Below are 21,160 nucleotides of genomic sequence, written 5' to 3'. Positions count from 1 at the left end.
TTTTTTAGCTAGTGCCGCTTGTGCTCATGGAATAAATCATCTAAAGTGGATTTTTTTATTTCGTATCACAATGGCTGAATAAAACGTCTATAATTTGCACCGCACTTTATTTGTAATTGATTATGCTTGCTCTATCCTCCCCTAATGCACTTTTTGCTCATGCGGTACTGAATTGGTACGCAAAATTTGGGCGTAAACATTTGCCTTGGCAACAAAATAAAAGCTTGTACGGCGTTTGGCTGTCTGAAGTGATGTTGCAACAAACACAAGTGGCAACTGTGATTCCGTATTTTGAACGCTTTATAAAAACTTTTCCAAATGTGACCGCACTTGCTAATGCGCCTTTAGATGAAGTATTACATTTATGGACTGGGCTTGGTTACTATGCACGCGCTAGAAATTTACATAAAGCGGCACAGACTATTCGAGATCAGTATAATGGTGAATTTCCTACTGATTTTGAGCAAGTTTGGGCATTAACAGGTATAGGTAGAAGTACGGCTGGTGCGGTGTTATCTTCCTGTTTAAATGCGCCTTATCCTATTTTAGATGGGAATGTTAAACGTGTACTTTCCCGTTATTTTGCTATTTCAGGCTGGGCAGGCGAGAAAAAAATTGAGGAGCAGCTGTGGCAGCTCAGTGCGCAAGTTACCCCAACAGAACAAGTTGCAGATTTTAATCAGGCGATGATGGATATTGGAGCAATGGTTTGCACACGCAGCAAACCTAAATGTGATTTGTGTCCATTAAAAGGAACTTGTCAAGCAAATTTACAGCAAAATTGGCAAGATTACCCTGGTAAAAAGCCTAAGAAAACCTTACCTGAACGTAGCAGCTATTTTTTGATTTTAAACGCCAAAGGTAAAGTAGCATTAGAACAGCGAGAAAATTCTGGTATTTGGGGGGGCTTGTATTGCTTCCCACAATTTGAAAGCAAGCGAGACGTATTGGCTTTCTTACATAAGCAAGGAATTTCATACTATCAAGAATGGACAAGCTTCCGTCATACTTTTAGCCATTTTCATTTAGATATTTACCCTATTTATGCTGATATTGATATGCAAGACAGTATTCAAGATCGTTCTGATTGGAAAAAAGTCGCAGAAAATAAAAGAGAATATGAATCAAATGTATTAAGTAGGGTCAAATATTGGTATGATCCGCAAAATCCAGAACAAATTGGACTGGCAACGCCAGTAAAGAATTTATTAGTGCAATTTATAAGGAATTATTATGGCTAGAACCGTATTCTGTGAATATCTCAAACAAGAAGTTGATGGTTTAGATTTTCAACTGTATCCTGGTGAATTAGGTAAGCGTATTTTCGATTCTATCAGCAAACAAGCATGGGGTGAGTGGATGAAAAAACAGACTATGCTAGTGAATGAGAAAAAATTAAATATGATGAATGCGGAGCATAGAAAATTACTTGAACAAGAAATGGTAAGTTTCTTATTTGAAGGTAAAGATGTACATATTGAAGGTTATGTGCCACCAGCGGAATAATCAACTATGAAAAAGTATATTATTTGTGCGTTAATTCCTTTTTTGTTTGCCTGTGGTGGTAGTTCGTCTTATAAAAGTTCAGAGTTTGATGAAGCATTTGCAAAGGATACACGTGGTTTAGATATTTTGACTGGACAATTTTCCCATAATATTGATCGTATTTGGGGGGTGAATGAATTGCTTGTGGCAAGTCGCAAAGACTATGTGAAATATACAGATCGTTTTTATACACGTAGTCATGTGAGTTTTGATGAAGGTTTGATTACGGTTGAAACACAAAGTGATGTTCGCCATTTACATAATGCGATTGTACATATTTTATTAATGGGTTCCGATGCGAATGGCATTGATCTTTTTGCATCAGGTGATGTACCGATTAGTTCTCGTCCTTTTTTAGTCGGACAGGTGATTGATCATTTAGGTGGTTCAATTACAAATACAACTATTGCAGGTAATTTTGCTTCATATTTAGTACAAAATAAGCTGCAAACACGCCGTTTAAGTAATGGTCATACTGTACAATATGTCGTAATTCCGATGATTGCTAACCACGTTGCAGTACGTGCACAAAAATATTTACCTTTAGTGCGTAAGATGGCACGTCGTTATAATATGGATGAGAGCTTAATTTTAGGTATTATGCAAACTGAATCAAGCTTCAACCCATATGCGATTAGTTATGCAAATGCAATTGGTTTGATGCAAGTCGTGCCAACAACAGCAGGACGAGATATTTTCAAAATGAAAGGGAAAGGTGGTCAGCCATCAAAATCCTATTTATTTGATCCAGAAAAAAATATTGATGCAGGGACGTCATATTTATGGCTACTACAAAATAAATATTTAGATGGTATCAACAATCCTACTTCAAAACGTTTTGCGATGATTTCTGCTTATAATAGTGGTGCGGGTGCGGTATTACGTGTGTTTGATCAAGACCGCGATGCGGCTATTGCTAAGATTAATAGCTTGTATCCAGAGCAAGTGTATCGAATTTTGACTACGAAACATCCATCTGCACAAGCAAGAAACTATTTATTAAAAGTAGATCAAGCCCAGAAAAGTTATCGCGTAAGAAAATAGCGCCAAATAAGGATGTAATCAGCTCACTTATCTGTCATGGTAGTGAGCATTTTTGTTATTTATTTTTAATAAAAAACATAAAAAATGAGCTGATTTGTGCTCTTTTTACACTTTTCGTTTGTTTAATATGCAACCGATTAAAAAAAAGTGATTTTTTTTAATTTAAGTGTTGACTTAAACCTGAAAAAAACGTTTAATACGCACCACTGATGAGTTGCCTCGATAGCTCAGTCGGTAGAGCAGGGGATTGAAAATCCCCGTGTCGGTGGTTCGATTCCGCCTCGAGGCACCACTATTCCTCCTTAGTTCAGTCGGTAGAACGGCGGACTGTTAATCCGTATGTCGCTGGTTCAAGTCCAGCAGGAGGAGCCAAATTCTTCAAGCCCGCTAATTAAGTTAGCGGGCTTTTTCATATATCGCTTATTACAATATATCTATTTTGAGGTTTTATTACTTCTCCTCTTCACAAACAATCTTCACTTTATTCCTAATATTTCATTTCTAGTGGATAGAACGCTTTTTATCAATATTCTGTTAAGATTAGCCATTGTTTATGTGTAATTAAATAGTATAAAAAATGTTTAAGATCAAATAAGAATAGTTATTGATTGTATTTTAAGCAAAATAAAAGCGTAAATTGATTCTAGATGTCTGAACTTGTGCCATATTTCTGTACAATTTTGACTACTTATTTTTGTAGTGGAAGTTAAGGGTGATATAGATCACATTTCTATATTTAATTATTTAAACAAGGAGTCTATATGGAAACAGTACAGCTTTGTTTGTATCTAATAGCGGCATATCTTATTTTTGCTAAGCCAGAGAAAGAAAAGATAGCATACCGAATTACCTGTTTAGTCGTGATGAGTGCATTTTTTGTGTTTTTTATGGCAACCAAAGGCATGCTTTTACCAGGTGTGAATTATTAGGCAGGGAGAGAACAACATGAATGAAAAAGCATTTAATAATATATTGAGCTTATCTGCGCTTGCCATTGTTGCTGTACTTGGTGTGGCTTCTTTTTATTTAGGATTCATCGATAAAGAATCGCCTTGTATTCTCTGTTGGGCACATCGTATGCTGATGATCGGTACTGTTATGTTTGCTTTTATGATTGTCAGATATGGACCAAAACCTAAATATGTCGGTTGGATTATCTTTATCGGTGTTTTTGGGATGTTTGCTGGTTTTAGGCATTCTTCGGGCAGTTTTGCTTGGGATATTCATCAAGGATGGTGGGCTGAAATTTTAGGCGCACATACTTATACTTGGCCAATCGTGATTCAAGGCGTTGTGTTAGTTTTTACGGCATTATTATTTTGGTTTACTCAAAATGTGTATAGTTTTGTTAGCCAATCTTATAAACCTTTAAGTCAGTTAACAAAAACAATAATGCTCATCTTCATGATTGTACTTGGTGGGAATATTGCACAAGCCTTTATGAGTACAGGTTTACCACCCAATATGGGCGTGGGTAATCCTGCACGATTATCATTTAATCCAGATTATTGGTATTGGACAACTGATAGTTGGAAACGCTTGAGTCGTCCGACAGCATTTCGTAATGCATGGGATGTAGAGCAGCCAGACTTACCAAGCCAGCCTGCGACTAAATTACAATTTACGCTTGATTCAACACAAGCCCCATTAATAGCAACAAATAAACTTGTTGTGCATAAGCAGGATATGATCGAAGTGCCACTTAATGCGCCAGCAACAGATATTGCATTTAACGGTAAAGATAAGTACCTCATTACAACAGAGAAATGGGGTTTGTATTTAGTGGATAGTACATTAAGTGAAGTAAAACGTTTTGCTGTGTTAGATCACTTAAATGGTGCTAATGGTCGAGTGCCTGTAGGTAGCGCATTTTTCAGTGAAACTGAATTTGGCGTTTTGGGTTGGAATAAAATTTTTGTCTTTTTTAAAGAAGATGATACTCGTACTGCGAAACAAAATTTTCCTAGTTTTATTGAGGGGTTAGATCAATATACTGTGACTGCACGAGGGGCTTATAATACAGTTCGAGCTCGTATGTTACATGTGTTATCTATGGCTTATTTACCAGAAAATAACAGTGTGTATTCTGCAACAGTGCCGAATACGAAGCATAAAAAATTAATCATTTCTCGTTTTGATAAAAAAGACAATTTACTCTCTGAAGAATTCGTGCCTAGTGTAAAAGAAGGCATTATGATGCGCAAAGATACTAATTTAGCGGATTATTACATTACAGGATTAGTTGCACATGAAGGTGCGTTATATGCTGTAAGTAAACAATTTTCTCAAGTATTGAAAATTGATCCAATGAGTAAGCAGATTACGCAAGTTTATGAGTTTAGTGGTATTGCAAATCCACAAGGTATTACATTTAATAATGGGGTTATGCAAATTCTGAGTTATGAGCAAGGAAAAAATATCCTATACTCATTAGCTGAGTAAGAGTGTTTTAGTTTAATAAGTAAGCAAAAGCGAAGTGAAAGGATTTCTCTTCGCTTTTTTATTGCTGGCTTATATTTTGTGAATTTTTCTTTCACTCTAAAAAAGCAACAGTTATGTTTTATTTTCTGCAAAATTGTTTTAGGGTCAATATAAGATCTTATGCTTTACTGCTGAAATTGAATTGAAACAATACGCTGGTCAAAGTAATTTTTTCCCCAAGTTGTTAGATAGAGGCATTTGACCCACCAAGGATAACGATTTTTACAGATATCACTTAAGTAATATGTTGTTATCGTATTCATTTTAGCATGCCATTTTTTTATCCTCTGAGTATCATTAATAGTCCAAAGAAATTCAGGTCGTTCCTTATCATTCATATTTTTAAGCGCATCATGTTGTTTTGCTCGACCAACAGCTATGACAGGCACAATATCAAAGATCACTGTGGCATTCGGTAACTTTTCTGCTACTGTAGCCAGAAAGCTTTTCACTTCAGTTTCTGTGAAGTACATCAACACACCTTCAATAATTAATAAGACAGGTTTATTGTGCGCAGAAACAATTTGCATCCAGTCAGTATTAAATAACGAATCCTCTAAATAGATATTGTTATTTTCAGGGAGTAATTGCCGCCGTATTGTGATGACTTCAGGTAAATCCAAATCGTACCAAGCGGTAATTTGTGGTTGATTTAAACGCTCAAAACGTGCATCTAAACCTGCGCCAAGTTGAACGACAACGGCATCTGGATGTTGCTGGATAAATTCCAATGTTTTTTGATCAAATAGCTTTGTACGCCCACAACATCCAATTTGTGATAAACGTGCAGATGTAAATTTATTGAAATCATAATCAATCAATTGCAACATTCTGACTGCTTCTGCATCTTTTAATAAGGAATTTGGTCGTTCGTATTCTACCGCTTTTGCCCATAATGGAATTAATAATGTAGAGGAAAGACCAGAAATTTTATGGGGAGAAATTTTACTGTTCATTGTCGTCCTTTATTTATTAATGAGAATTATTCGCAAAAAATAATAACAAATATTGATTAAAAAATGAAACATTATTCAATTTAGTTTTAAGGATTTTATTCGAGGGTTGTGTTTTTAAGGAGGAAAACAAGGAAATCGTTTTGTGTATTGGATGTTTAAGCTATTTGCTGAGAAGCATTCGATCCTAATAAGGTATTAGGATCGAATGATGGGCTGTGTTGGCTACAGTAATGTTATAGTGTAGATACCGTATTAATCGCATTTGCTATTTCATGGTCACTGTAAATTGATTTGACGACTTCGTTAAATGTTTCGCCTAAGATTTTTTGGATTTCAGGATTTTTGGCAGAGAATGCACCCGCATAGGTACGATTAGCATTGATATTTTTGCTAAATTGTCCTTTTGCACCTTGCACGTGAATAGTGATCTCAACTTTGCTATCAATGTGATAACGTAAATTGCCTTGTTCTACGTTTGCATAAAAAGCACGTACATCCACTGTAACAGCAGCATTTGAATTTTGGGCAGTACCAATACGGAAACCTTTACTGATTAAATCTTGTTGTTCAGCTTGTTGGAAAAGCTGTGAGACACTTGGGGTTGCTGATAGCTTGATTAATTTACCGTCAGCAACATAGCTAGAAACTTCAGTTTGAGGGCGGCTATCGCGAACTGTTACAAAAACGACCGCACTTTGATTAATCGTCATTGCTGCTGTTGGTGCAGGAGGAGTGAAAGTTAGCGTTGATGGTAGTGTTTGGCAAGCAGTGAGTAACACACTACTGGCAATAAGTGCGCTAAGTGATAAAGTTTTACGTAGTTTCATAATGTCCTCGTGAGATAAAAAGGGGCTGATGGCTTAGACAGTTGAGTATAAAAATTAATTCACATTATTCTTGCAAAGTTAGGTACGAATGTATAGCCTTTATGCCTTAAATTTATTTATGTAGTGAGAAAAAATAGATGTCAAAACAACAAGAATTGATTGCTCGATTATCGCAAGAATTTGTACCGCACTTTTTACATGTTGAAAATGAAAGTCACATGCATAGTTCAGGACGTGGTACAGATTCGCATTTTAAAGTTGTGTTAGTGAGCGATCACTTTGATGGATTAACTAAAGTTGCTCGTCACCGCAAAGTGTATCAATTTTTAGCTGAAGATTTGCAAAATGGTATCCATGCCCTAGCTTTACATTTGTATAACAAAGCGGAATGGCAAGCACAGGATGAAACTTTTCCTAACTCACCAAATTGTCTTGGTGTTGGGCAATAAAAGTACCGATAAAAAGACCACACTTTTGCGATATGATGTGTAAAAGTGCGGTCCTTTTTTAGAAAGTTTTGTTCAGTGGTTTAGTATTCTTTTGATTTTTCTTTATCTACAACGACAGGATCAACGTAGTAGAATTCAGGAAGTTCTTCTTTTTTCAATTTTTTCAAAATACTATCAATCGCAACAGCGACTTGTTTTTTAGGTAGCTGGTCAATAGTATTTTGCATTTTACCTTGTTTAACATAGTCAATTGCGAGTGGAATACCATCATAACCTGCGACAAGAACTTTTCCAGCTAATCCTGCGTTTTCAATTGCGGTGACTGCACCAATCGCCATATTATCATTAGCAGCAAAAATTCCCTTGATATTTGGATGAGCAGTTAAAATATTTGTTGTAACATTAAGTGCTTGCTCTGTTTCCCAGTTAGCAGATTGGGAAGCAACTACTTTAATATTTTGTGCTTCAGCAAATGCTTTAAGCGCACCTGCTTTGCGTTGCTCACCATTATCTACACCAGGAATGCCTTCTAAAATAGCCACATCACCTGTATTATTTAATGCTTCTGTCAGATTTTTTGCAGCTAAATAACCACCATGGAAATTATCTACACCGACGTAATTAAATTTTAATCCCGCTTTCTTGGTTGCTTTTTCATCTAAGCGGACATCCAAATCAATAATTGGAATTCCCGCTTTTTCTGCTTTTTGAAAAGCAGGAATAAATGCAATAGAGTCATTTGGAGTAACAATGATTCCATCGACTTTTTTAGCGATCATATTTTCTACTAAGCCTACAAGCTGTTCAGTCGAATCTTCTTTTTCAGCGACTTGCACAATAAGATCAATATTGACTTCTTTCGCTTTTTCTTCGGCACCTTGTCGCATAGTGATAAAGTATTCATTACTTAGGGTTTTCATGAGTAATGCAATTTGCGGTTTTTCAGCAGCTAAGGCGGAACTTGATAATGCGATGAGTAATGCAGTTGCAGTTATCGTTTTTTTGAAAAGTTGTGACACCATTATCTATCTCCTCTAAGAGTGAATCAGGAAGTTTCAGTATAGACAGATTAAAATTTTCAAACCGTGACTTCTTTCACATTTTTTATACTCTGTTTAAATTATGCTATGAATTGAAAGTCAATAAAGTGTGGATTTATTTTATGAAACATAAAAATTGCATCTTGAAGCTGAGAGATATTGATAAAAGTTTTTTTGGTGTGCCGATTCTAAAGAAGATAGATATGGACATTTATGCAGGTGAAGTGCATTGCCTTGTGGGGGAAAATGGTGCAGGAAAATCCACTTTATGCAAGATTATTGCTGGTATCTATTCTTTTGAGCAGGGCGAAATGTTGTTTGAGGGACAACCTTATCTGCCACAAAGTGTGAAAGAGGCACAGGCACTGGGTATTGGGTTTATTCATCAAGAATTGATGTTAGTGCCCCAATTATCTGTACTAGAAAATATTTTTCTGGGTAATGAAAAAGCGACATTTTGTGGAAAAATGGATTGGGCTGTTATGCGACAGAAAACGCAACAAATTATTAGTGAGTTAGAGCTAGATATTGACCCCGATGCTAAAGTTGCAGATTTATCTATTGCTCAACAACAAATGGTCGAAATTGCGAAAGCCGTTTTTAGTGAATACAAAGTGATTATTTTTGATGAACCTACCTCGTCTATCTCGCGAAAAAATACGCAAACCCTTTTTAAAATTATCCATCAGTTAAAAGAAAAAGATGTGGCAATGATTTATATCTCCCATCGTTTGGAAGAATTTAAGTTTATTGCGGACAGGGTTACTGTGCTACGAGATGGTCAATTAACTGGCACAATGGCTTATCGTGAAACATCACCAGATGAAATTGTGAAATTAATGGTGGGGCGTGAAATTAGTTTTTCGCAATATCAGCGTAATTATATTCCGACGAGGGAAACGTTAAGAGTCGAGAATTTGACCAATAAACATATTAAACCCGCCTCTTTTGTTTTACATGAAGGGGAAATTCTTGGCTTTGCAGGTTTAGTTGGTGCTGGACGGACAGAGTTATTAAGGGCAATTTTTGGTGCTGATGAGGCACAAGGGACAATTTCTGTTTTTGGACAGGAGGTGAGGATTCGCTCTCCTGAGGAGGCAGTTAAACATAAGATTGGTTTTATTACAGAAGATCGAAAACAACAAGGCTTAGTATTAGGGCTTAGCATTAGAGAAAATATTACATTGCCAATTTTAAAACGTTTTTGGAATGGTCTTTTTTTAAATAAAGCGCTGGAGCGTCAAGTGGCAGAAGAGAATCGGCAAAAACTGCGAATTGCCTCTCAGAGTCAAGAACAAACCAGTAAAACACTTTCTGGTGGGAATCAACAAAAAGTGATCATTGCACGTTGGTTAGAAAGTGACGTTAAGATTCTGTTTTTTGATGAACCGACACGAGGTATTGATGTGGGGGCAAAATCTGAAATTTATGACTTAATGCGCCAATTTACGAATGAAGGTGGCTCTATTGTGATGGTTTCTTCAGACTTACCTGAGTTAATTACGATGTCTGATAGAGTGATTGTGATGCGACAAGGAACAATTGTTAAAGAAGTGACCGATAAAGCAGATATTTCAGAAGAAAATTTAATGCGTTTAATGATAGGTGTGGATGAGTAGGTGTGCTATGACAAGTTTAAGAAAAGTCTTTTCAAAATTAGGAATTGGTATCATTTTGCTGCTTATGATTATCGGTATGTCTTTTAGTTCCGATGTTTTTCTATCTGCGAACAACATAATGAATATTTTATTGCAGGTATCTATCATTTGTGTGATTTCTGTGGGGATGACTTATGTGATTTTAACGGGGGGAATTGATTTATCTGTAGGCTCTATTGTGGCGTTAAGTGCGGTGTGTTTAGGCGTATTTACACATTGGGGGATGGACTGGTTAGGTGAAGAACCTTCAAGTTTTGCCGTGTTGTGTGTGGTTATAGGTGCTGTTTTAGCTGCTATTTTTGTTGGGATACTCTGTGGTTATGTAAATGGACTGGTGATTGTTTATGGTAAAGTTACGCCTTTTATAACAACATTGGGCATGATGGGGATTGCTAGAGGATTAGCTTTAACTATTTCAGATGGGAAAACAATTTATAATTTTCCAGAAGCATTACGTTTTTTAGGAAATGGACGTATTGCATTGACAGAAACATTTGCGATCCCTATCCCTGTAATTATTGCGTTAATTGTTGTACTAGTCAGTTTTTATGTACTGACTCAAACTGTATTTGGGCGGCAAATTTATGCATTAGGTGGTAATCGTGAAGCCGTTCGATTATCAGGGATTAATATTGAGAGACTTGAAATTAAAGCCTATGTAATTAATGGTGCTTTAGCTGCGATTGGTGCGGTTATTTTAGTGGGGCGTTTGAATGCGGCACAGCCTATTGCTGGTAATGGCTATGAGTTAGATGCAATTGCTGCAACGGTTATTGGTGGAACGAGTTTAATAGGCGGTGTAGGCTCGGTGATTAGTACCTCTATCGGTGCACTAATTATGGGGGTACTACAAAATGGGTTGACATTGTTAAATGTGACTTCATATTTGCAGCGTTTAATTATCGGTCTAGTCATTATTTTAGCGGTTTTCTTAGATCAACTTCGTCGTGGTGAAATATCTACTCAACGTTTAAAACGTTTATTTTTTAGAGAATAGTTTTGTGTAATTCAAACTTTTGCGCATGAGCCTAGTTAATTGTTTTAATTTAACTAGGCTTTATTTTGTGTACTGTTTTTAAACTGAATTAAATATTGTTACTGTAATCGTTATTTCGTTCATGCATAATACTACACAATAAAATTATGTTTATTAAGCTAACACTTTATGAGTAATTGTGACTTACCCTATAAGAGCAAAATTTGACATCGTTCAAAAAAATCACTTTTTTTAGCTAAAAATAACGAAAAACAGAGTGTGGAAGTGGCACCAAAGTTATTATTTGGTTAAAATAAAGCGTTTAATTTTAGCAAAATTTTAACGTTTGTATTTTGAACAGTTGATGGCATTTTTCTTGATTCAAAATAGAGACGAAAACAGAATTTGAGTTTTAATTTATGTGAAATTAAGTCTGTTGTTATCGCGCACTAAGCACTATGACAATAAGCTGAAATCATTACTCAAGACGAGGTTACAGTTGTGTTGACTGTAACTATATTTTTAATCTGACTAAAAGTAGTGCAAACAATATGATTACGATTAAAAAAGGCTTGGATCTTCCTATCGCTGGGAAGCCAGAGCAGGTAATCTGTGATGGCAATGCTATCACCGAAGTTGCTTTGCTTGGTGAAGAGTATGTGGGAATGCGTCCTTCAATGAAGGTACGCGAAGGTGATATTGTAAAGAAAGGTCAGGTACTTTTTGAAGATAAAAAGAATCCTGGCGTAGTATTTACTGCACCTGCAAGTGGTACTGTAACTGCGATTAATCGCGGTGCTAAGCGTGTTTTACAATCTGTGGTAATTAAAGTGGAAGGTGACGAGCAAATCACTTTTACCAAGTATTCTGCAGAGGAATTAAAACAACTTACTTCAGAGCAAGTTCGTCAAAATTTACAAACTTCAGGATTATGGACCGCACTTCGTACGCGTCCTTTCAGTAAAGTACCTGCCATTGATGCAACCCCTGTATCCATTTTTGTTAATGCGATGGATACCAATCCATTAGCAGCTGATCCTCAAGTGATTTTAAAAGAACATGAGCAAGCATTTTTACAAGGTTTAACAGTATTAAGCCGTTTGCATGAAGGTAAAGTATACCTTTGTAAAGCACCTGATACTCATATTCCTAGTACAGCAAATATTGAAAATTTAGAAGTGAAAGATTTTGCTGGTCCACATCCTGCTGGATTAAGTGGTACACATATTCATTTTATTGATCCTGTCAGCGCAACAAAGTCAGTTTGGTATATTAATTATCAAGATGTCATTGCGATTGCCCATTTATTTACAACGGGTGAACTTGATGTCAACCGTGTTATTTCATTAGCGGGTCCTCAGGTAAAAAATCCTCGCTTAGTGCGTACTGTTATGGGCGCAAATCTTTCGCAGTTAATCGCTAACGAGCTGAAAGATGGCGAAAATCGCGTCATTTCTGGCTCTGTATTAAGTGGGGTAAAAGCAGTAGGTCCTGTGGATTATTTAGGTCGCTATGCATTACAAGTATCGGTTTTAGAAGAGGGTCGTGAGAAAGAATTCTTAGGCTGGATTATGCCGGGTGCAAATAAATATTCACTTTCTCGTACTGTATTAGGGCATTTCTCGAAGAAATTATTCAACTTTACTACCGCAGTAAATGGCGGTGAGCGTGCGATGGTACCAATCGGTGCGTATGAGCGTGTAATGCCATTGGATATTATTCCAACTTTATTATTACGTGATTTGAGCGCTGGTGATACAGATTCGGCACAAACATTAGGTTGTTTAGAGCTAGATGAAGAAGATTTAGCACTTTGTACCTTTGTTTGTCCTGGTAAAAATGAATATGGTCCGCTCTTACGTCAAGCGTTAGATAAGATCGAGAAGGAAGGTTAAAAATGGGTTTAAAACATTTTATTGAAAAAATTGAACCTGCGTTTTTACCGGGTGGAAAATATGAAAAATGGTATGCATTGTTTGAAGCAACCGCAACCTTTTTATATACGCCAGGTACAGTAACGCACAAAGCTTCTCATGTGCGTGATGCGTTAGATTCAAAACGTATGATGGTATTAGTGTGGCTTTCGCTTTTCCCTGCGATGTTCTACGGTATGTATAACGTTGGAGCGCAGGCAATCCTTGCTACAGATGCTTTAGGCACATTACAACAGGCGATTGCAAACCATTGGCAATATGCTTTAAGTAATGCTTTAGGTGCAGATTTAACGGCATCTGCTGGTTGGGTAAGTAAAATGCTGTTAGGCGCTACTTACTTCCTACCTATTTATTTAACTGTCTTTTTAGTGGGTGGTTTCTGGGAAGTTTTATTTGCCATGGTGCGTAAACATGAGATTAACGAAGGTTTCTTTGTTACCTCAATTCTTTTAGCGTTAATTGTGCCTCCAACTTTACCATTATGGCAGGCAGCATTAGCAACGACATTCGGTGTTGTTGTCGCGAAAGAAATTTTTGGTGGTGTTGGTAAAAACTTCATGAACCCAGCTTTAGCTGCGCGTGCATTCTTATTTTTTGCTTATCCTGCACAGATCTCTGGTGATACAGTTTGGGTTGCAGCTGATGGTTTCTCTGGTGCAACAGCACTTTCACAATGGGCGGTTGAAGGTCAAGTGGGCTTAAAACATGTTGTGACGGGTCAACCTATTACTTGGATGGATGCATTTTTAGGTAATATTCCAGGTTCTATTGGTGAAGTATCAACTTTAGCATTATTAATTGGTGCAGCAGTGATCGTTTTTGCCCGTATTGCTTCTTGGCGCATTATTGCTGGTGTGATGGTTGGTATGATCGCAATTTCAACGTTATTTAACTTAATTGGTTCAGATACAAATCCATTATTTGCAATGCCTTGGCATTGGCATTTAGTATTAGGTGGCTTCGCACTTGGTATGTTCTTTATGGCAACAGATCCTGTTTCAGCGGCGTTCACTAATAAAGGAAAATGGTGGTATGGTATTTTAATCGGTGCGATGGCGGTATTAATCCGTGTGGTTAACCCTGCTTATCCAGAAGGTATGATGTTAGCGATTTTATTTGCTAACTTATTTGCACCAGTATTTGATTACCTTGTCGTTCAAGCCAATATTAAACGTCGGAGAGCTCGCAATGTTTAAGAATAAAGATAGCGTTGGCGGAACACTTCTCGTCATTGTGTTATTGAGTTTAGTTTGTTCTATTATCGTAGCAGGTTCTGCGGTATTACTTAAACCAACTCAAATTGAACAAAAAGAATTAGATAAGCAAAAGAATATTTTAAGTGTTGCTGGTTTATTAAAAGAAGGCACTAAAAATAGTGAAATCAAAACTATCTATGCAAAAAATATTGAAGCTCGCTTAGTTGACCTAAATACAGGTGATTTTGCGCCTGCTCAAGTTGGTTTTGATGCTGCAAAAGCAGTTAAAGATCCAGCGCAAAGCGTTAAATTAGCAGCGGAAGAAGATGTTGCGAATATTCGTGTACGTGCAAATTTTGCTGAAGTGTATCTTGTAAAAAATGATGCAGGTCAAGTGACGCAAGTCGTTTTACCATTCTATGGTACAGGTTTATGGTCAGTGATGTATGGCTTTATGTCAGTACAGCCTGATGGTAATACAGTCAATGGTATTACTTATTACGATCAAGGTGAAACCCCAGGATTGGGTGGTGAAATCGAAAACCCGAAATGGCAAGCACAGTTTGTTGGCAAAAAGCTTTATACCTCAGATAATCAAATAGGTTTATTTGTAAGTAAAGGTGCGTCAAGCAATGCTGAACATGGTATTGATGCAATTTCAGGTTCAACTTTAACCAGTAACGGTGTGAATAACTCATTCAAATTCTGGTTAGGTCAAAAAGGTTTCGGTCCTTTCTTAGCAAAACTTAAAGCAGGAGCGTTAAACAATGGCTGATACTAAAAAGTTAAAAGGCTTGTTGTTATCTCCAATTATGGACAACAACCCGATCGCATTACAGATTTTAGGTATTTGTTCTGCACTGGCGGTCACTACCAAGTTAGAAACTGCAGTCGTGATGACATTGGCTGTAACCTTTGTAACAGCATTTTCTAACTTATTTATTTCATTGATCCGTAACTATATTCCAAATAGCGTGCGTATTATTGTGCAAATGGCCATTATTGCTTCATTAGTAATTTTGGTTGACCAAATTTTACGTGCATATGCCTATGGTCTATCTAAACAACTTTCGGTTTTCGTTGGTTTGATTATTACTAACTGTATCGTGATGGGGCGCGCAGAAGCTTTTGCGATGAAATCACGTCCGTTAGAAAGTTTAGTTGATGGTATTGGTAATGGTCTCGGTTATGGTGCAATTTTAATTTCAGTTGCATTTATCCGTGAATTGATTGGTTCTGGTAAATTATTTGGTATGACTGTTTTCCAAACTATTCAAGATGGTGGTTGGTATCAAACTAATGGTTTATTCCTACTTGCACCAAGCGCATTCTTTATTATCGGTTTTATTATTTGGGGTATCCGTACCTTAAAACCAGAGCAGGTGGAGAAATAGTCTATGGAACATTATATTAGTCTTTTCGTTAAATCTGTCTTTATCGAAAATATGGCGCTTTCTTTCTTCTTGGGGATGTGTACATTCCTTGCTGTATCGAAAAAAGTGTCAACTTCGTTTGGTTTGGGTATTGCGGTTATCGTGGTATTAGGGATTGCTGTCCCAGTGAACCAATTGGTTTATACCCATATTTTAAAAGACAGTGCATTAGTACAAGGTATTGATTTAAGTTTCTTAAACTTCATTACTTTCATCGGTGTCATTGCGGCATTAGTTCAAATTCTTGAAATGGTGCTTGATAAGTATTTCCCAGCACTTTATAACGCATTAGGGATTTTCTTACCATTAATTACAGTAAACTGTGCAATTTTTGGTGGTGTATCATTTATGGTACAGCGTGATTATAACTTCGCAGAATCTGTTGTTTATGGTTTAGGTGCGGGTACTGGCTGGATGTTAGCAATTGTTGCACTTGCAGGAATCACTGAAAAAATGAAATATTCTGATGTACCAGCGGGTTTACGTGGTTTAGGGATTACCTTTATTACTGTTGGCTTAATGGCACTTGGTTTTATGTCATTCTCAGGTATTCAGTTGTAAGAAAGGGGATACAGAATGGAAATTACTCTTGGTATTGCAATGTTCACCGTTATTGTTTTGGCTTTAGCAGTTATTATTTTATTTGCTAAATCAAAATTAGTGAATTCAGGTGACATTACAATTGAAATTAACGACGATCCAAGCAAAGCAATTCATTTGCCTGCTGGTGGTAAATTATTAGGCGCGTTAGCAAGTAAAGGTATTTTTGTATCTTCAGCTTGTGGCGGCGGTGGCTCTTGTGGTCAATGCTTAGTTAAAGTTACTGAAGGTGGTGGAGATATTCTACCAACAGAACTTTCACATATTTCAAAACGCGAAGCAAAAGAAGGTTATCGCCTTTCTTGCCAAGTGAATGTGAAAAGTAGCATGAAAATTGAATTGCCAGAAGAAGTGTTTGGTGTAAAAAAATGGGAATGCACAGTTATCTCTAATGATAATAAAGCGACTTTTATTAAAGAACTCAAATTAGCGATCCCTGAAGGTGAAGAAGTCCCATTCCGCGCTGGTGGTTATATTCAAATTGAAGCTGATCCACATGTGGTGAATTATAAAGATTTTGATATTCCAAAAGAATACCATGAGGATTGGGATAAATATGACTTATGGCGCTATGTATCTAAAGTTGATGAACCAATTATTCGTGCTTATTCAATGGCATCATATCCAGAAGAAAAAGGCATTATTATGCTTAACGTGCGTATTGCGACGCCTCCGCCATCTGCGCCAGATGCACCTCCGGGTCAAATGTCCTCTTATATTTGGTCATTAAAAGCAGGTGATAAAGTCACTATTTCTGGTCCATTTGGTGAATTCTTTGCGAAAGACACTGATGCGGAAATGGTCTTCATCGGTGGTGGTGCAGGAATGGCGCCAATGCGTTCACATATTTTTGATCAGTTAAAACGTTTGAAATCAAAACGTAAAATGTCATTCTGGTATGGTGCGCGTTCTAAACGTGAAATGTTCTATGTGGAAGATTTTGATACGTTACAAGCAGAAAACGACAATTTTGTATGGCATGTAGCACTTTCTGATCCATTACCTGATGATAATTGGGATGGTTACACAGGCTTTATTCACAATGTCCTTTATGAAAATTACTTAAAAGATCATGAGGCACCAGAAGATTGTGAATATTACATGTGTGGACCACCAATCATGAATTCATCTGTAATTAAGATGTTAAAAGATCTTGGTGTTGAAGATGAAAATATCTTGTTAGATGATTTTGGTGGCTAATTTCCATTTATCTTAACTCACTCAAAGTGCGGTCTATTTTTACGAAATTTTGTAAAGTTGACCGCACTTCTATTTAAGAAAATTTGCAATTTTGGTTTTTATTCAGCGGAAAATCCAAACTTACAACTTTTTAACGCAAAGGAATTAACGTGAAATTACAAAAAATGATGACCAATGCCTTAGTCGCATTCAGCGTTCTGTTATTAGTTGCTTGTGATAAGCCAGCAGAGATGGTGACTTTAACGGGCAAAACAATGGGAACGACTTACAGTGTAAAATACATTGATAATGGAAAACTTCATGTCAAACCAGAAGCTATGCATAAGGGTATAGAGATAATACTAAAAGATGTGAATAATAAAATGTCGACTTATATTGCAAGCTCTGAATTAAGTATGTTCAATCAGAATACTCAAACAGATACTCCGATTGAGATTTCGACAGATTTAGCTACGGTATTAGCGGAGTCAATTCATTTGAATAAGGTGACAGAAGGCGCTTTGGATGTCACTATTGGCCCACTCGTCAATTTATGGGGGTTTGGTCCAGAGAAACGAACGACACCAGAAGCAATGGAAGAACAACTTGAGACACGACGTGCTTGGGTGGGAATTGAGAAGTTAACATTAACTCAGCAAGATGATAAATTCTTTTTACAAAAGGCAGTGCCACAGTTATATGTTGATCTTTCTTCTATTGCAAAAGGTTTTGGTGTAGATAAAGTAGCCGCTTATGTTGCAGAGCAAGGGGGCGATAATTATTTAGTCGAAATCGGTGGTGAAATTCGTGCTAAAGGCAAAAATATAGAAGGTAAGGATTGGCAAATCGCGATTGAAAAACCAAGTTTTGATGGCTCTCGCGCAGTTTCCCAAATTATTGGTTTAAAAGATTTGGCTATGGCAACTTCAGGTAATTATCGTAACTATTTTGAAGAAAATGGACGTCGTTTTTCTCATGAAATTGATCCAAAAACAGGTTATCCAATAGCACATCGATTGGCTTCTATTACAGTGCTTGCTGATTCCACGATGACTGCGGATGGCTTATCTACAGGGTTATATGTTTTAGGTGAAGAAAAAGCATTAGAAGTGGCTGAAAAATATAATTTACTTGTATATTTAATTAGCAAAACAGAAAACGGCTTTGAGGCTAAGATGTCCTCAGCATTTGAAAAATTATTAAATAGTCAACATTAAGGATAATGCAATGCAACTTTTTTTACTTACATTTGGTCTTTTTTTATTAATTATTGCGGGCATGGCAATTGGTTATATTGTCAAACGTAAGACTATTGCAGGCAGTTGTGGTGGCATTTCATCACTAGGTCTGAAAAAAGTGTGTGATTGTGAGGAACCATGTGATAATTTGAAAGCCAAATTAGATGCTGGCGATGAACAAGCTCAAAAAGAATACGATGAAAAATTTGCCAAAAATGACTCGCACTTTTATGAAGTGAAATAATTTATTGAATGATAAATCACTTTGATTGATACCAAATTAGTGTAACTCGACATTTCAAATTCAGTACAAAAGTGCAAGTCATCCTAAAATGAGTGCACTTTTGTTTATGTGTCATATAAAATCCAAAAGTAATCATTGTGATGATAGATGAATTATCAGTGGGTAATTAAAGCTAAGCTAGTAAAACTATCGTACAAAGATATACGTTAAAGCAGGGGAACATGATGCAACAAGATATTCGCTGGAAGCAACGTTTTGAAAATTATCGAAAAGCCGTTGCATATTTAACCGATGAGGTTGAGAAGTATGCAAACACAGAGTTAGATATTATCAAAAAAGGTGTTATTCAGAGCTTTGAAATTACACATGAACTGGCATGGAAGGTGATGCAAGACTATCTAAAATATCAGGGGCTAACAGAATTAGGTGGACCGCGAAATATTACTCGAATCGCTTTTCAGTATGAATTAATTGAAGACGGTGATAATTGGATGGAGATGTTAAATAGTCGTAATGCATCGGTATATACGTATGATGAAACTATTTTAACTAAGACTTTTCAAATGGTAACTAAAACATATTTACCTTTGTTTATTGCTTTAGAGCAGAGAATGCATTTTTTATGGAAAAATTCGGCTTAAGTCAACGAAATATCAAAATTATTATTGACATTTTGGCAAAATATCCTGAGATAGAGAGTGCAATTATTTATGGATCGCGTGCTAAAGGAAATTATCGTATTGGTTCAGATATTGATTTGACTTTTAAGGGAAAAAATTTGACTGATAAGACTCTCAGCAGAATTTGGCATGATTTGGATGATTCAGATTCTCCTTATTTATTCGATTTATCTATTTATCATCACCTTACTCATCAACCTTTTATTGATCATATTGATCGTGTCGGGAAAATCTTTTATCAACGAGAAGATAAATAATGAAATCAAAAACTTATGAAGAAAATTTTGCAAAACTGACCGCACTTGAACTTGCTGAAAACGGTAAAAAGAAAGTCATCTGTGGTATGTCAGGGGGAGTAGACTCTTCTGTGTCGGCTTTTATTCTTCAACAACAAGGCTATCAAGTCGAAGGCTTGTTTATGAAGAATTGGGAAGAAGATGATGATACAGATTATTGTACTGCGGCGGCAGATTTAGCAGATGCCCAAGCTGTATGCGATAAACTTGGTACTAAATTACATAAAATTAATTTTGCCGCAGAATATTGGGATAATGTATTTGAGCATTTTTTACTGGAATATAAAGCGGGACGTACACCAAACCCTGATATTTTGTGCAACAAAGAAATTAAATTTAAAGCTTTCTTAGAATATGCTGCGGAAGATTTAGGCGCAGATTATATTGCCACAGGGCATTATGTACGTCGCGGTGAGAAAGAGGGAGAATGCCAATTATTACGTGGCTTAGATAACAATAAAGATCAAAGTTATTTCTTATATACCTTAAGTAAAGATCAAGTGGCGCAAAGCTTATTTCCTGTCGGGGAAATCGCAAAACCAATTGTGCGTGCAATAGCAGAAGATTTAGGTTTGGTGACAGCAAAGAAAAAGGATTCAACTGGTATTTGTTTTATTGGCGAACGTAAGTTTAAAGATTTTTTAGCACGTTATTTACCAGCACAACCCGGTGATATTAAAACTGTCGATGGTGTAGTTGTTGGTCGTCATGATGGTTTGATGTACCATACTTTAGGGCAACGCAAAGGGTTAGGTATCGGTGGTGTGAAAGGGATGAGTGAAGAACCGTTTTATGTGGTAGAAAAAGATTTAGTAAATAATGTGTTAGTGGTTGCTCAGGGGCATGATAATTCGGCGTTATTATCAACAGGGTTAATTGCTAGCCAGCTACATTGGGTTGATCGTCAACCAATTCGTCAAAATTTACGTTGTAGCGTGAAAACCCGTTATCGCCAAGAGGATATTCCCTGCGAGATTCAACCTATTGATGATGACAATATCCGAGTGATCTTTGATGAGCCACAAATTGCGGTTACTCCGGGACAATCTGCGGTATTCTATCAAGGCGAAGTTTGTCTTGGTGGTGGGATAATTGAAGCTCAAATTAAGTAGTTTTTTCTTATTATGATAATAAGAGTGCGGTTGAAATTTTAATGATTTTAACCGCACTTTTTTATTATTAATAATAAATAATTTTCTGAGACTTATTGTGTTAGGTATTATTGTTTAATAACAGCCTTTACTAGGATTTAATTTTTACAAGCAAGAGAAAGAAAAACGAGATAAAGTATATTATTTATCGAAAACCAATACATTCTTTGAACGATATTCGTAGTATAGTAATCTTAATATGTTGTATTTAGTAATAAGTTATGTAATCTTCA

22 protein-coding genes and 2 tRNA genes are annotated in these 21,160 nt (G+C 36.5%); 21 read left to right on the top strand and 3 right to left on the bottom strand.

The genetic code is table 11. From position 1 onward, the window contains the following. The first annotated feature begins 122 nt into the window (after positions 1 to 122). The 7 genes from mutY to C0975_RS06030 all read left to right on the top strand — a co-directional run bounded on the left by mutY (position 123) and on the right by C0975_RS06030 (position 5,031). Positions 123 to 1,241, top strand: a complete 1,119-nt coding sequence (gene mutY, locus C0975_RS06055; protein ID WP_101775500.1) for an A/G-specific adenine glycosylase — start codon at positions 123 to 125, stop codon at positions 1,239 to 1,241. Further along, entirely contained in the window at positions 1,234 to 1,506 is a 273-nt protein-coding gene (locus tag C0975_RS06050) for an oxidative damage protection protein (protein WP_101775499.1), read from the top strand. Before mutY ends, C0975_RS06050 begins: the two co-directional genes overlap by 8 nt. A 6-nt stretch (positions 1,507 to 1,512) precedes the next feature. Further along, the gene (gene mltC / locus C0975_RS06045) at positions 1,513 to 2,589 is read left to right on the top strand and encodes a membrane-bound lytic murein transglycosylase MltC (RefSeq protein ID WP_101775498.1); all 1,077 of its coding nucleotides are present in this window, start codon (positions 1,513 to 1,515) and stop codon (positions 2,587 to 2,589) included. A gap of 216 nt (positions 2,590 to 2,805) precedes the next feature. Further along, positions 2,806 to 2,881: transfer RNA gene (locus tag C0975_RS06040), tRNA-Phe, on the top strand. 4 nt (positions 2,882 to 2,885) lie between these two features. Further along, positions 2,886 to 2,961 (top strand) — tRNA-Asn (locus C0975_RS06035). A gap of 389 nt (positions 2,962 to 3,350) precedes the next feature. After that, positions 3,351 to 3,518 (top strand): hypothetical protein, encoded by a 168-nt coding sequence (locus C0975_RS11360; RefSeq protein ID WP_167383040.1) that lies wholly within the window; start codon positions 3,351 to 3,353, stop codon positions 3,516 to 3,518. A 16-nt stretch (positions 3,519 to 3,534) separates the two neighbouring features. Continuing rightward, entirely contained in the window at positions 3,535 to 5,031 is a 1,497-nt protein-coding gene (locus C0975_RS06030; RefSeq protein ID WP_101775497.1) for a disulfide bond formation protein B, read from the top strand. Positions 5,032 to 5,195: 164 nt separating this feature from the next. Here the strand turns inward: C0975_RS06030 and C0975_RS06025 are convergent, their stop codons facing one another. Then, entirely contained in the window at positions 5,196 to 6,026 is an 831-nt protein-coding gene (locus tag C0975_RS06025) for a class I SAM-dependent methyltransferase (RefSeq protein ID WP_101775496.1), read from the bottom strand. Between the two features lie 233 nt (positions 6,027 to 6,259). Continuing rightward, positions 6,260 to 6,853 carry a YajG family lipoprotein gene (locus tag C0975_RS06020; protein WP_101775495.1) on the bottom strand — a complete coding sequence of 198 codons (594 nt, stop codon included), beginning with the start codon at positions 6,851 to 6,853 and terminating at the stop codon, positions 6,260 to 6,262. Between the two features lie 137 nt (positions 6,854 to 6,990). On the opposite strand from C0975_RS06020, the gene C0975_RS06015 reads away from it, so the two are divergent. Further along, on the top strand, positions 6,991 to 7,302 hold the full coding sequence (locus C0975_RS06015) for a BolA family protein (RefSeq protein ID WP_101775494.1): 312 nt from the start codon (positions 6,991 to 6,993) through the stop codon (positions 7,300 to 7,302). 80 nt (positions 7,303 to 7,382) lie between these two features. On the opposite strand, the gene C0975_RS06010 is transcribed toward C0975_RS06015, so the two are convergent. Continuing rightward, positions 7,383 to 8,324: a sugar ABC transporter substrate-binding protein gene (locus tag C0975_RS06010; protein ID WP_101775493.1), complete on the bottom strand. Its 942-nt coding sequence runs from the start codon at positions 8,322 to 8,324 to the stop codon at positions 7,383 to 7,385. Positions 8,325 to 8,464: 140 nt separating this feature from the next. Here C0975_RS06010 and C0975_RS06005 point away from each other — a divergent pair, with 140 nt between their 5' ends. The 13 genes from C0975_RS06005 to mnmA all read left to right on the top strand — a co-directional run bounded on the left by C0975_RS06005 (position 8,465) and on the right by mnmA (position 20,888). After that, entirely contained in the window at positions 8,465 to 9,961 is a 1,497-nt protein-coding gene (locus C0975_RS06005) for a sugar ABC transporter ATP-binding protein (protein ID WP_101775492.1), read from the top strand. A gap of 7 nt (positions 9,962 to 9,968) precedes the next feature. Next, positions 9,969 to 10,997 (top strand): ABC transporter permease, encoded by a 1,029-nt coding sequence (locus C0975_RS06000; RefSeq protein WP_101775491.1) that lies wholly within the window; start codon positions 9,969 to 9,971, stop codon positions 10,995 to 10,997. Between the two features lie 530 nt (positions 10,998 to 11,527). Beyond that, a complete protein-coding gene (locus tag C0975_RS05995) occupies positions 11,528 to 12,871 on the top strand; it encodes a Na(+)-translocating NADH-quinone reductase subunit A (RefSeq protein WP_101775490.1) in 1,344 nt (447 codons plus the stop codon). A 2-nt stretch (positions 12,872 to 12,873) separates the two neighbouring features. After that, positions 12,874 to 14,106, top strand: coding sequence for an NADH:ubiquinone reductase (Na(+)-transporting) subunit B (locus C0975_RS05990; protein ID WP_101775489.1), 1,233 nt, complete (start codon positions 12,874 to 12,876; stop codon positions 14,104 to 14,106). After that, positions 14,099 to 14,881 carry a Na(+)-translocating NADH-quinone reductase subunit C gene (locus C0975_RS05985; RefSeq protein WP_101775488.1) on the top strand — a complete coding sequence of 261 codons (783 nt, stop codon included), beginning with the start codon at positions 14,099 to 14,101 and terminating at the stop codon, positions 14,879 to 14,881. Before C0975_RS05990 ends, C0975_RS05985 begins: the two co-directional genes overlap by 8 nt. Further along, positions 14,874 to 15,500 carry an NADH:ubiquinone reductase (Na(+)-transporting) subunit D gene (locus C0975_RS05980; RefSeq protein ID WP_101775487.1) on the top strand — a complete coding sequence of 209 codons (627 nt, stop codon included), beginning with the start codon at positions 14,874 to 14,876 and terminating at the stop codon, positions 15,498 to 15,500. Before C0975_RS05985 ends, C0975_RS05980 begins: the two co-directional genes overlap by 8 nt. Before the next feature lie 3 nt (positions 15,501 to 15,503). Beyond that, positions 15,504 to 16,100: an NADH:ubiquinone reductase (Na(+)-transporting) subunit E gene (gene nqrE / locus C0975_RS05975; protein WP_049214744.1), complete on the top strand. Its 597-nt coding sequence runs from the start codon at positions 15,504 to 15,506 to the stop codon at positions 16,098 to 16,100. A 15-nt stretch (positions 16,101 to 16,115) separates the two neighbouring features. Then, positions 16,116 to 17,339, top strand: a complete 1,224-nt coding sequence (gene nqrF / locus C0975_RS05970; RefSeq protein WP_101775486.1) for an NADH:ubiquinone reductase (Na(+)-transporting) subunit F — start codon at positions 16,116 to 16,118, stop codon at positions 17,337 to 17,339. Between the two features lie 164 nt (positions 17,340 to 17,503). After that, on the top strand, positions 17,504 to 18,535 hold the full coding sequence (locus C0975_RS05965; protein ID WP_167383046.1) for an FAD:protein FMN transferase: 1,032 nt from the start codon (positions 17,504 to 17,506) through the stop codon (positions 18,533 to 18,535). Between the two features lie 10 nt (positions 18,536 to 18,545). Continuing rightward, positions 18,546 to 18,800, top strand: coding sequence for a (Na+)-NQR maturation NqrM (gene nqrM, locus C0975_RS05960; protein ID WP_101775485.1), 255 nt, complete (start codon positions 18,546 to 18,548; stop codon positions 18,798 to 18,800). Positions 18,801 to 19,021: 221 nt separating this feature from the next. Continuing rightward, the gene (locus C0975_RS05955; protein ID WP_101775484.1) at positions 19,022 to 19,441 is read left to right on the top strand and encodes a nucleotidyltransferase substrate binding protein; all 420 of its coding nucleotides are present in this window, start codon (positions 19,022 to 19,024) and stop codon (positions 19,439 to 19,441) included. After that, complete coding sequence (locus C0975_RS05950; protein ID WP_101775483.1) at positions 19,423 to 19,737, top strand: nucleotidyltransferase domain-containing protein; 315 nt, start codon at positions 19,423 to 19,425, stop codon at positions 19,735 to 19,737. The genes C0975_RS05955 and C0975_RS05950 overlap by 19 nt, the downstream gene beginning before the upstream one ends. Continuing rightward, entirely contained in the window at positions 19,737 to 20,888 is a 1,152-nt protein-coding gene (gene mnmA / locus C0975_RS05945; RefSeq protein ID WP_101775482.1) for a tRNA 2-thiouridine(34) synthase MnmA, read from the top strand. Before C0975_RS05950 ends, mnmA begins: the two co-directional genes overlap by 1 nt. Positions 20,889 to 21,160 lie beyond the last annotated feature (272 nt).

The sequence above is a fragment of the Pasteurella oralis genome, assembly GCF_002850605.1.
In the GTDB taxonomy this organism is placed as follows: domain Bacteria; phylum Pseudomonadota; class Gammaproteobacteria; order Enterobacterales; family Pasteurellaceae; genus Pasteurella; species Pasteurella oralis.
This window is presented reverse-complemented; position numbering and strand designations above follow the sequence as displayed.

Coding starts and splice junctions, on each gene's coding strand:
- mutY (WP_101775500.1), top strand. CDS start 123: ATGCTTGCTCTATCCTCCCCTAATGCACTTTTTGCTCATGCGGTACTG.
- C0975_RS06050 (WP_101775499.1), top strand. CDS start 1,234: ATGGCTAGAACCGTATTCTGTGAATATCTCAAACAAGAAGTTGATGGT.
- mltC (WP_101775498.1), top strand. CDS start 1,513: ATGAAAAAGTATATTATTTGTGCGTTAATTCCTTTTTTGTTTGCCTGT.
- C0975_RS11360 (WP_167383040.1), top strand. CDS start 3,351: ATGGAAACAGTACAGCTTTGTTTGTATCTAATAGCGGCATATCTTATT.
- C0975_RS06030 (WP_101775497.1), top strand. CDS start 3,535: ATGAATGAAAAAGCATTTAATAATATATTGAGCTTATCTGCGCTTGCC.
- C0975_RS06025 (WP_101775496.1), bottom strand. CDS start 6,026: ATGAACAGTAAAATTTCTCCCCATAAAATTTCTGGTCTTTCCTCTACA.
- C0975_RS06020 (WP_101775495.1), bottom strand. CDS start 6,853: ATGAAACTACGTAAAACTTTATCACTTAGCGCACTTATTGCCAGTAGT.
- C0975_RS06015 (WP_101775494.1), top strand. CDS start 6,991: ATGTCAAAACAACAAGAATTGATTGCTCGATTATCGCAAGAATTTGTA.
- C0975_RS06010 (WP_101775493.1), bottom strand. CDS start 8,324: ATGGTGTCACAACTTTTCAAAAAAACGATAACTGCAACTGCATTACTC.
- C0975_RS06005 (WP_101775492.1), top strand. CDS start 8,465: ATGAAACATAAAAATTGCATCTTGAAGCTGAGAGATATTGATAAAAGT.
- C0975_RS06000 (WP_101775491.1), top strand. CDS start 9,969: ATGACAAGTTTAAGAAAAGTCTTTTCAAAATTAGGAATTGGTATCATT.
- C0975_RS05995 (WP_101775490.1), top strand. CDS start 11,528: ATGATTACGATTAAAAAAGGCTTGGATCTTCCTATCGCTGGGAAGCCA.
- C0975_RS05990 (WP_101775489.1), top strand. CDS start 12,874: ATGGGTTTAAAACATTTTATTGAAAAAATTGAACCTGCGTTTTTACCG.
- C0975_RS05985 (WP_101775488.1), top strand. CDS start 14,099: ATGTTTAAGAATAAAGATAGCGTTGGCGGAACACTTCTCGTCATTGTG.
- C0975_RS05980 (WP_101775487.1), top strand. CDS start 14,874: ATGGCTGATACTAAAAAGTTAAAAGGCTTGTTGTTATCTCCAATTATG.
- nqrE (WP_049214744.1), top strand. CDS start 15,504: ATGGAACATTATATTAGTCTTTTCGTTAAATCTGTCTTTATCGAAAAT.
- nqrF (WP_101775486.1), top strand. CDS start 16,116: ATGGAAATTACTCTTGGTATTGCAATGTTCACCGTTATTGTTTTGGCT.
- C0975_RS05965 (WP_167383046.1), top strand. CDS start 17,504: ATGATGACCAATGCCTTAGTCGCATTCAGCGTTCTGTTATTAGTTGCT.
- nqrM (WP_101775485.1), top strand. CDS start 18,546: ATGCAACTTTTTTTACTTACATTTGGTCTTTTTTTATTAATTATTGCG.
- C0975_RS05955 (WP_101775484.1), top strand. CDS start 19,022: ATGATGCAACAAGATATTCGCTGGAAGCAACGTTTTGAAAATTATCGA.
- C0975_RS05950 (WP_101775483.1), top strand. CDS start 19,423: ATGGAAAAATTCGGCTTAAGTCAACGAAATATCAAAATTATTATTGAC.
- mnmA (WP_101775482.1), top strand. CDS start 19,737: ATGAAATCAAAAACTTATGAAGAAAATTTTGCAAAACTGACCGCACTT.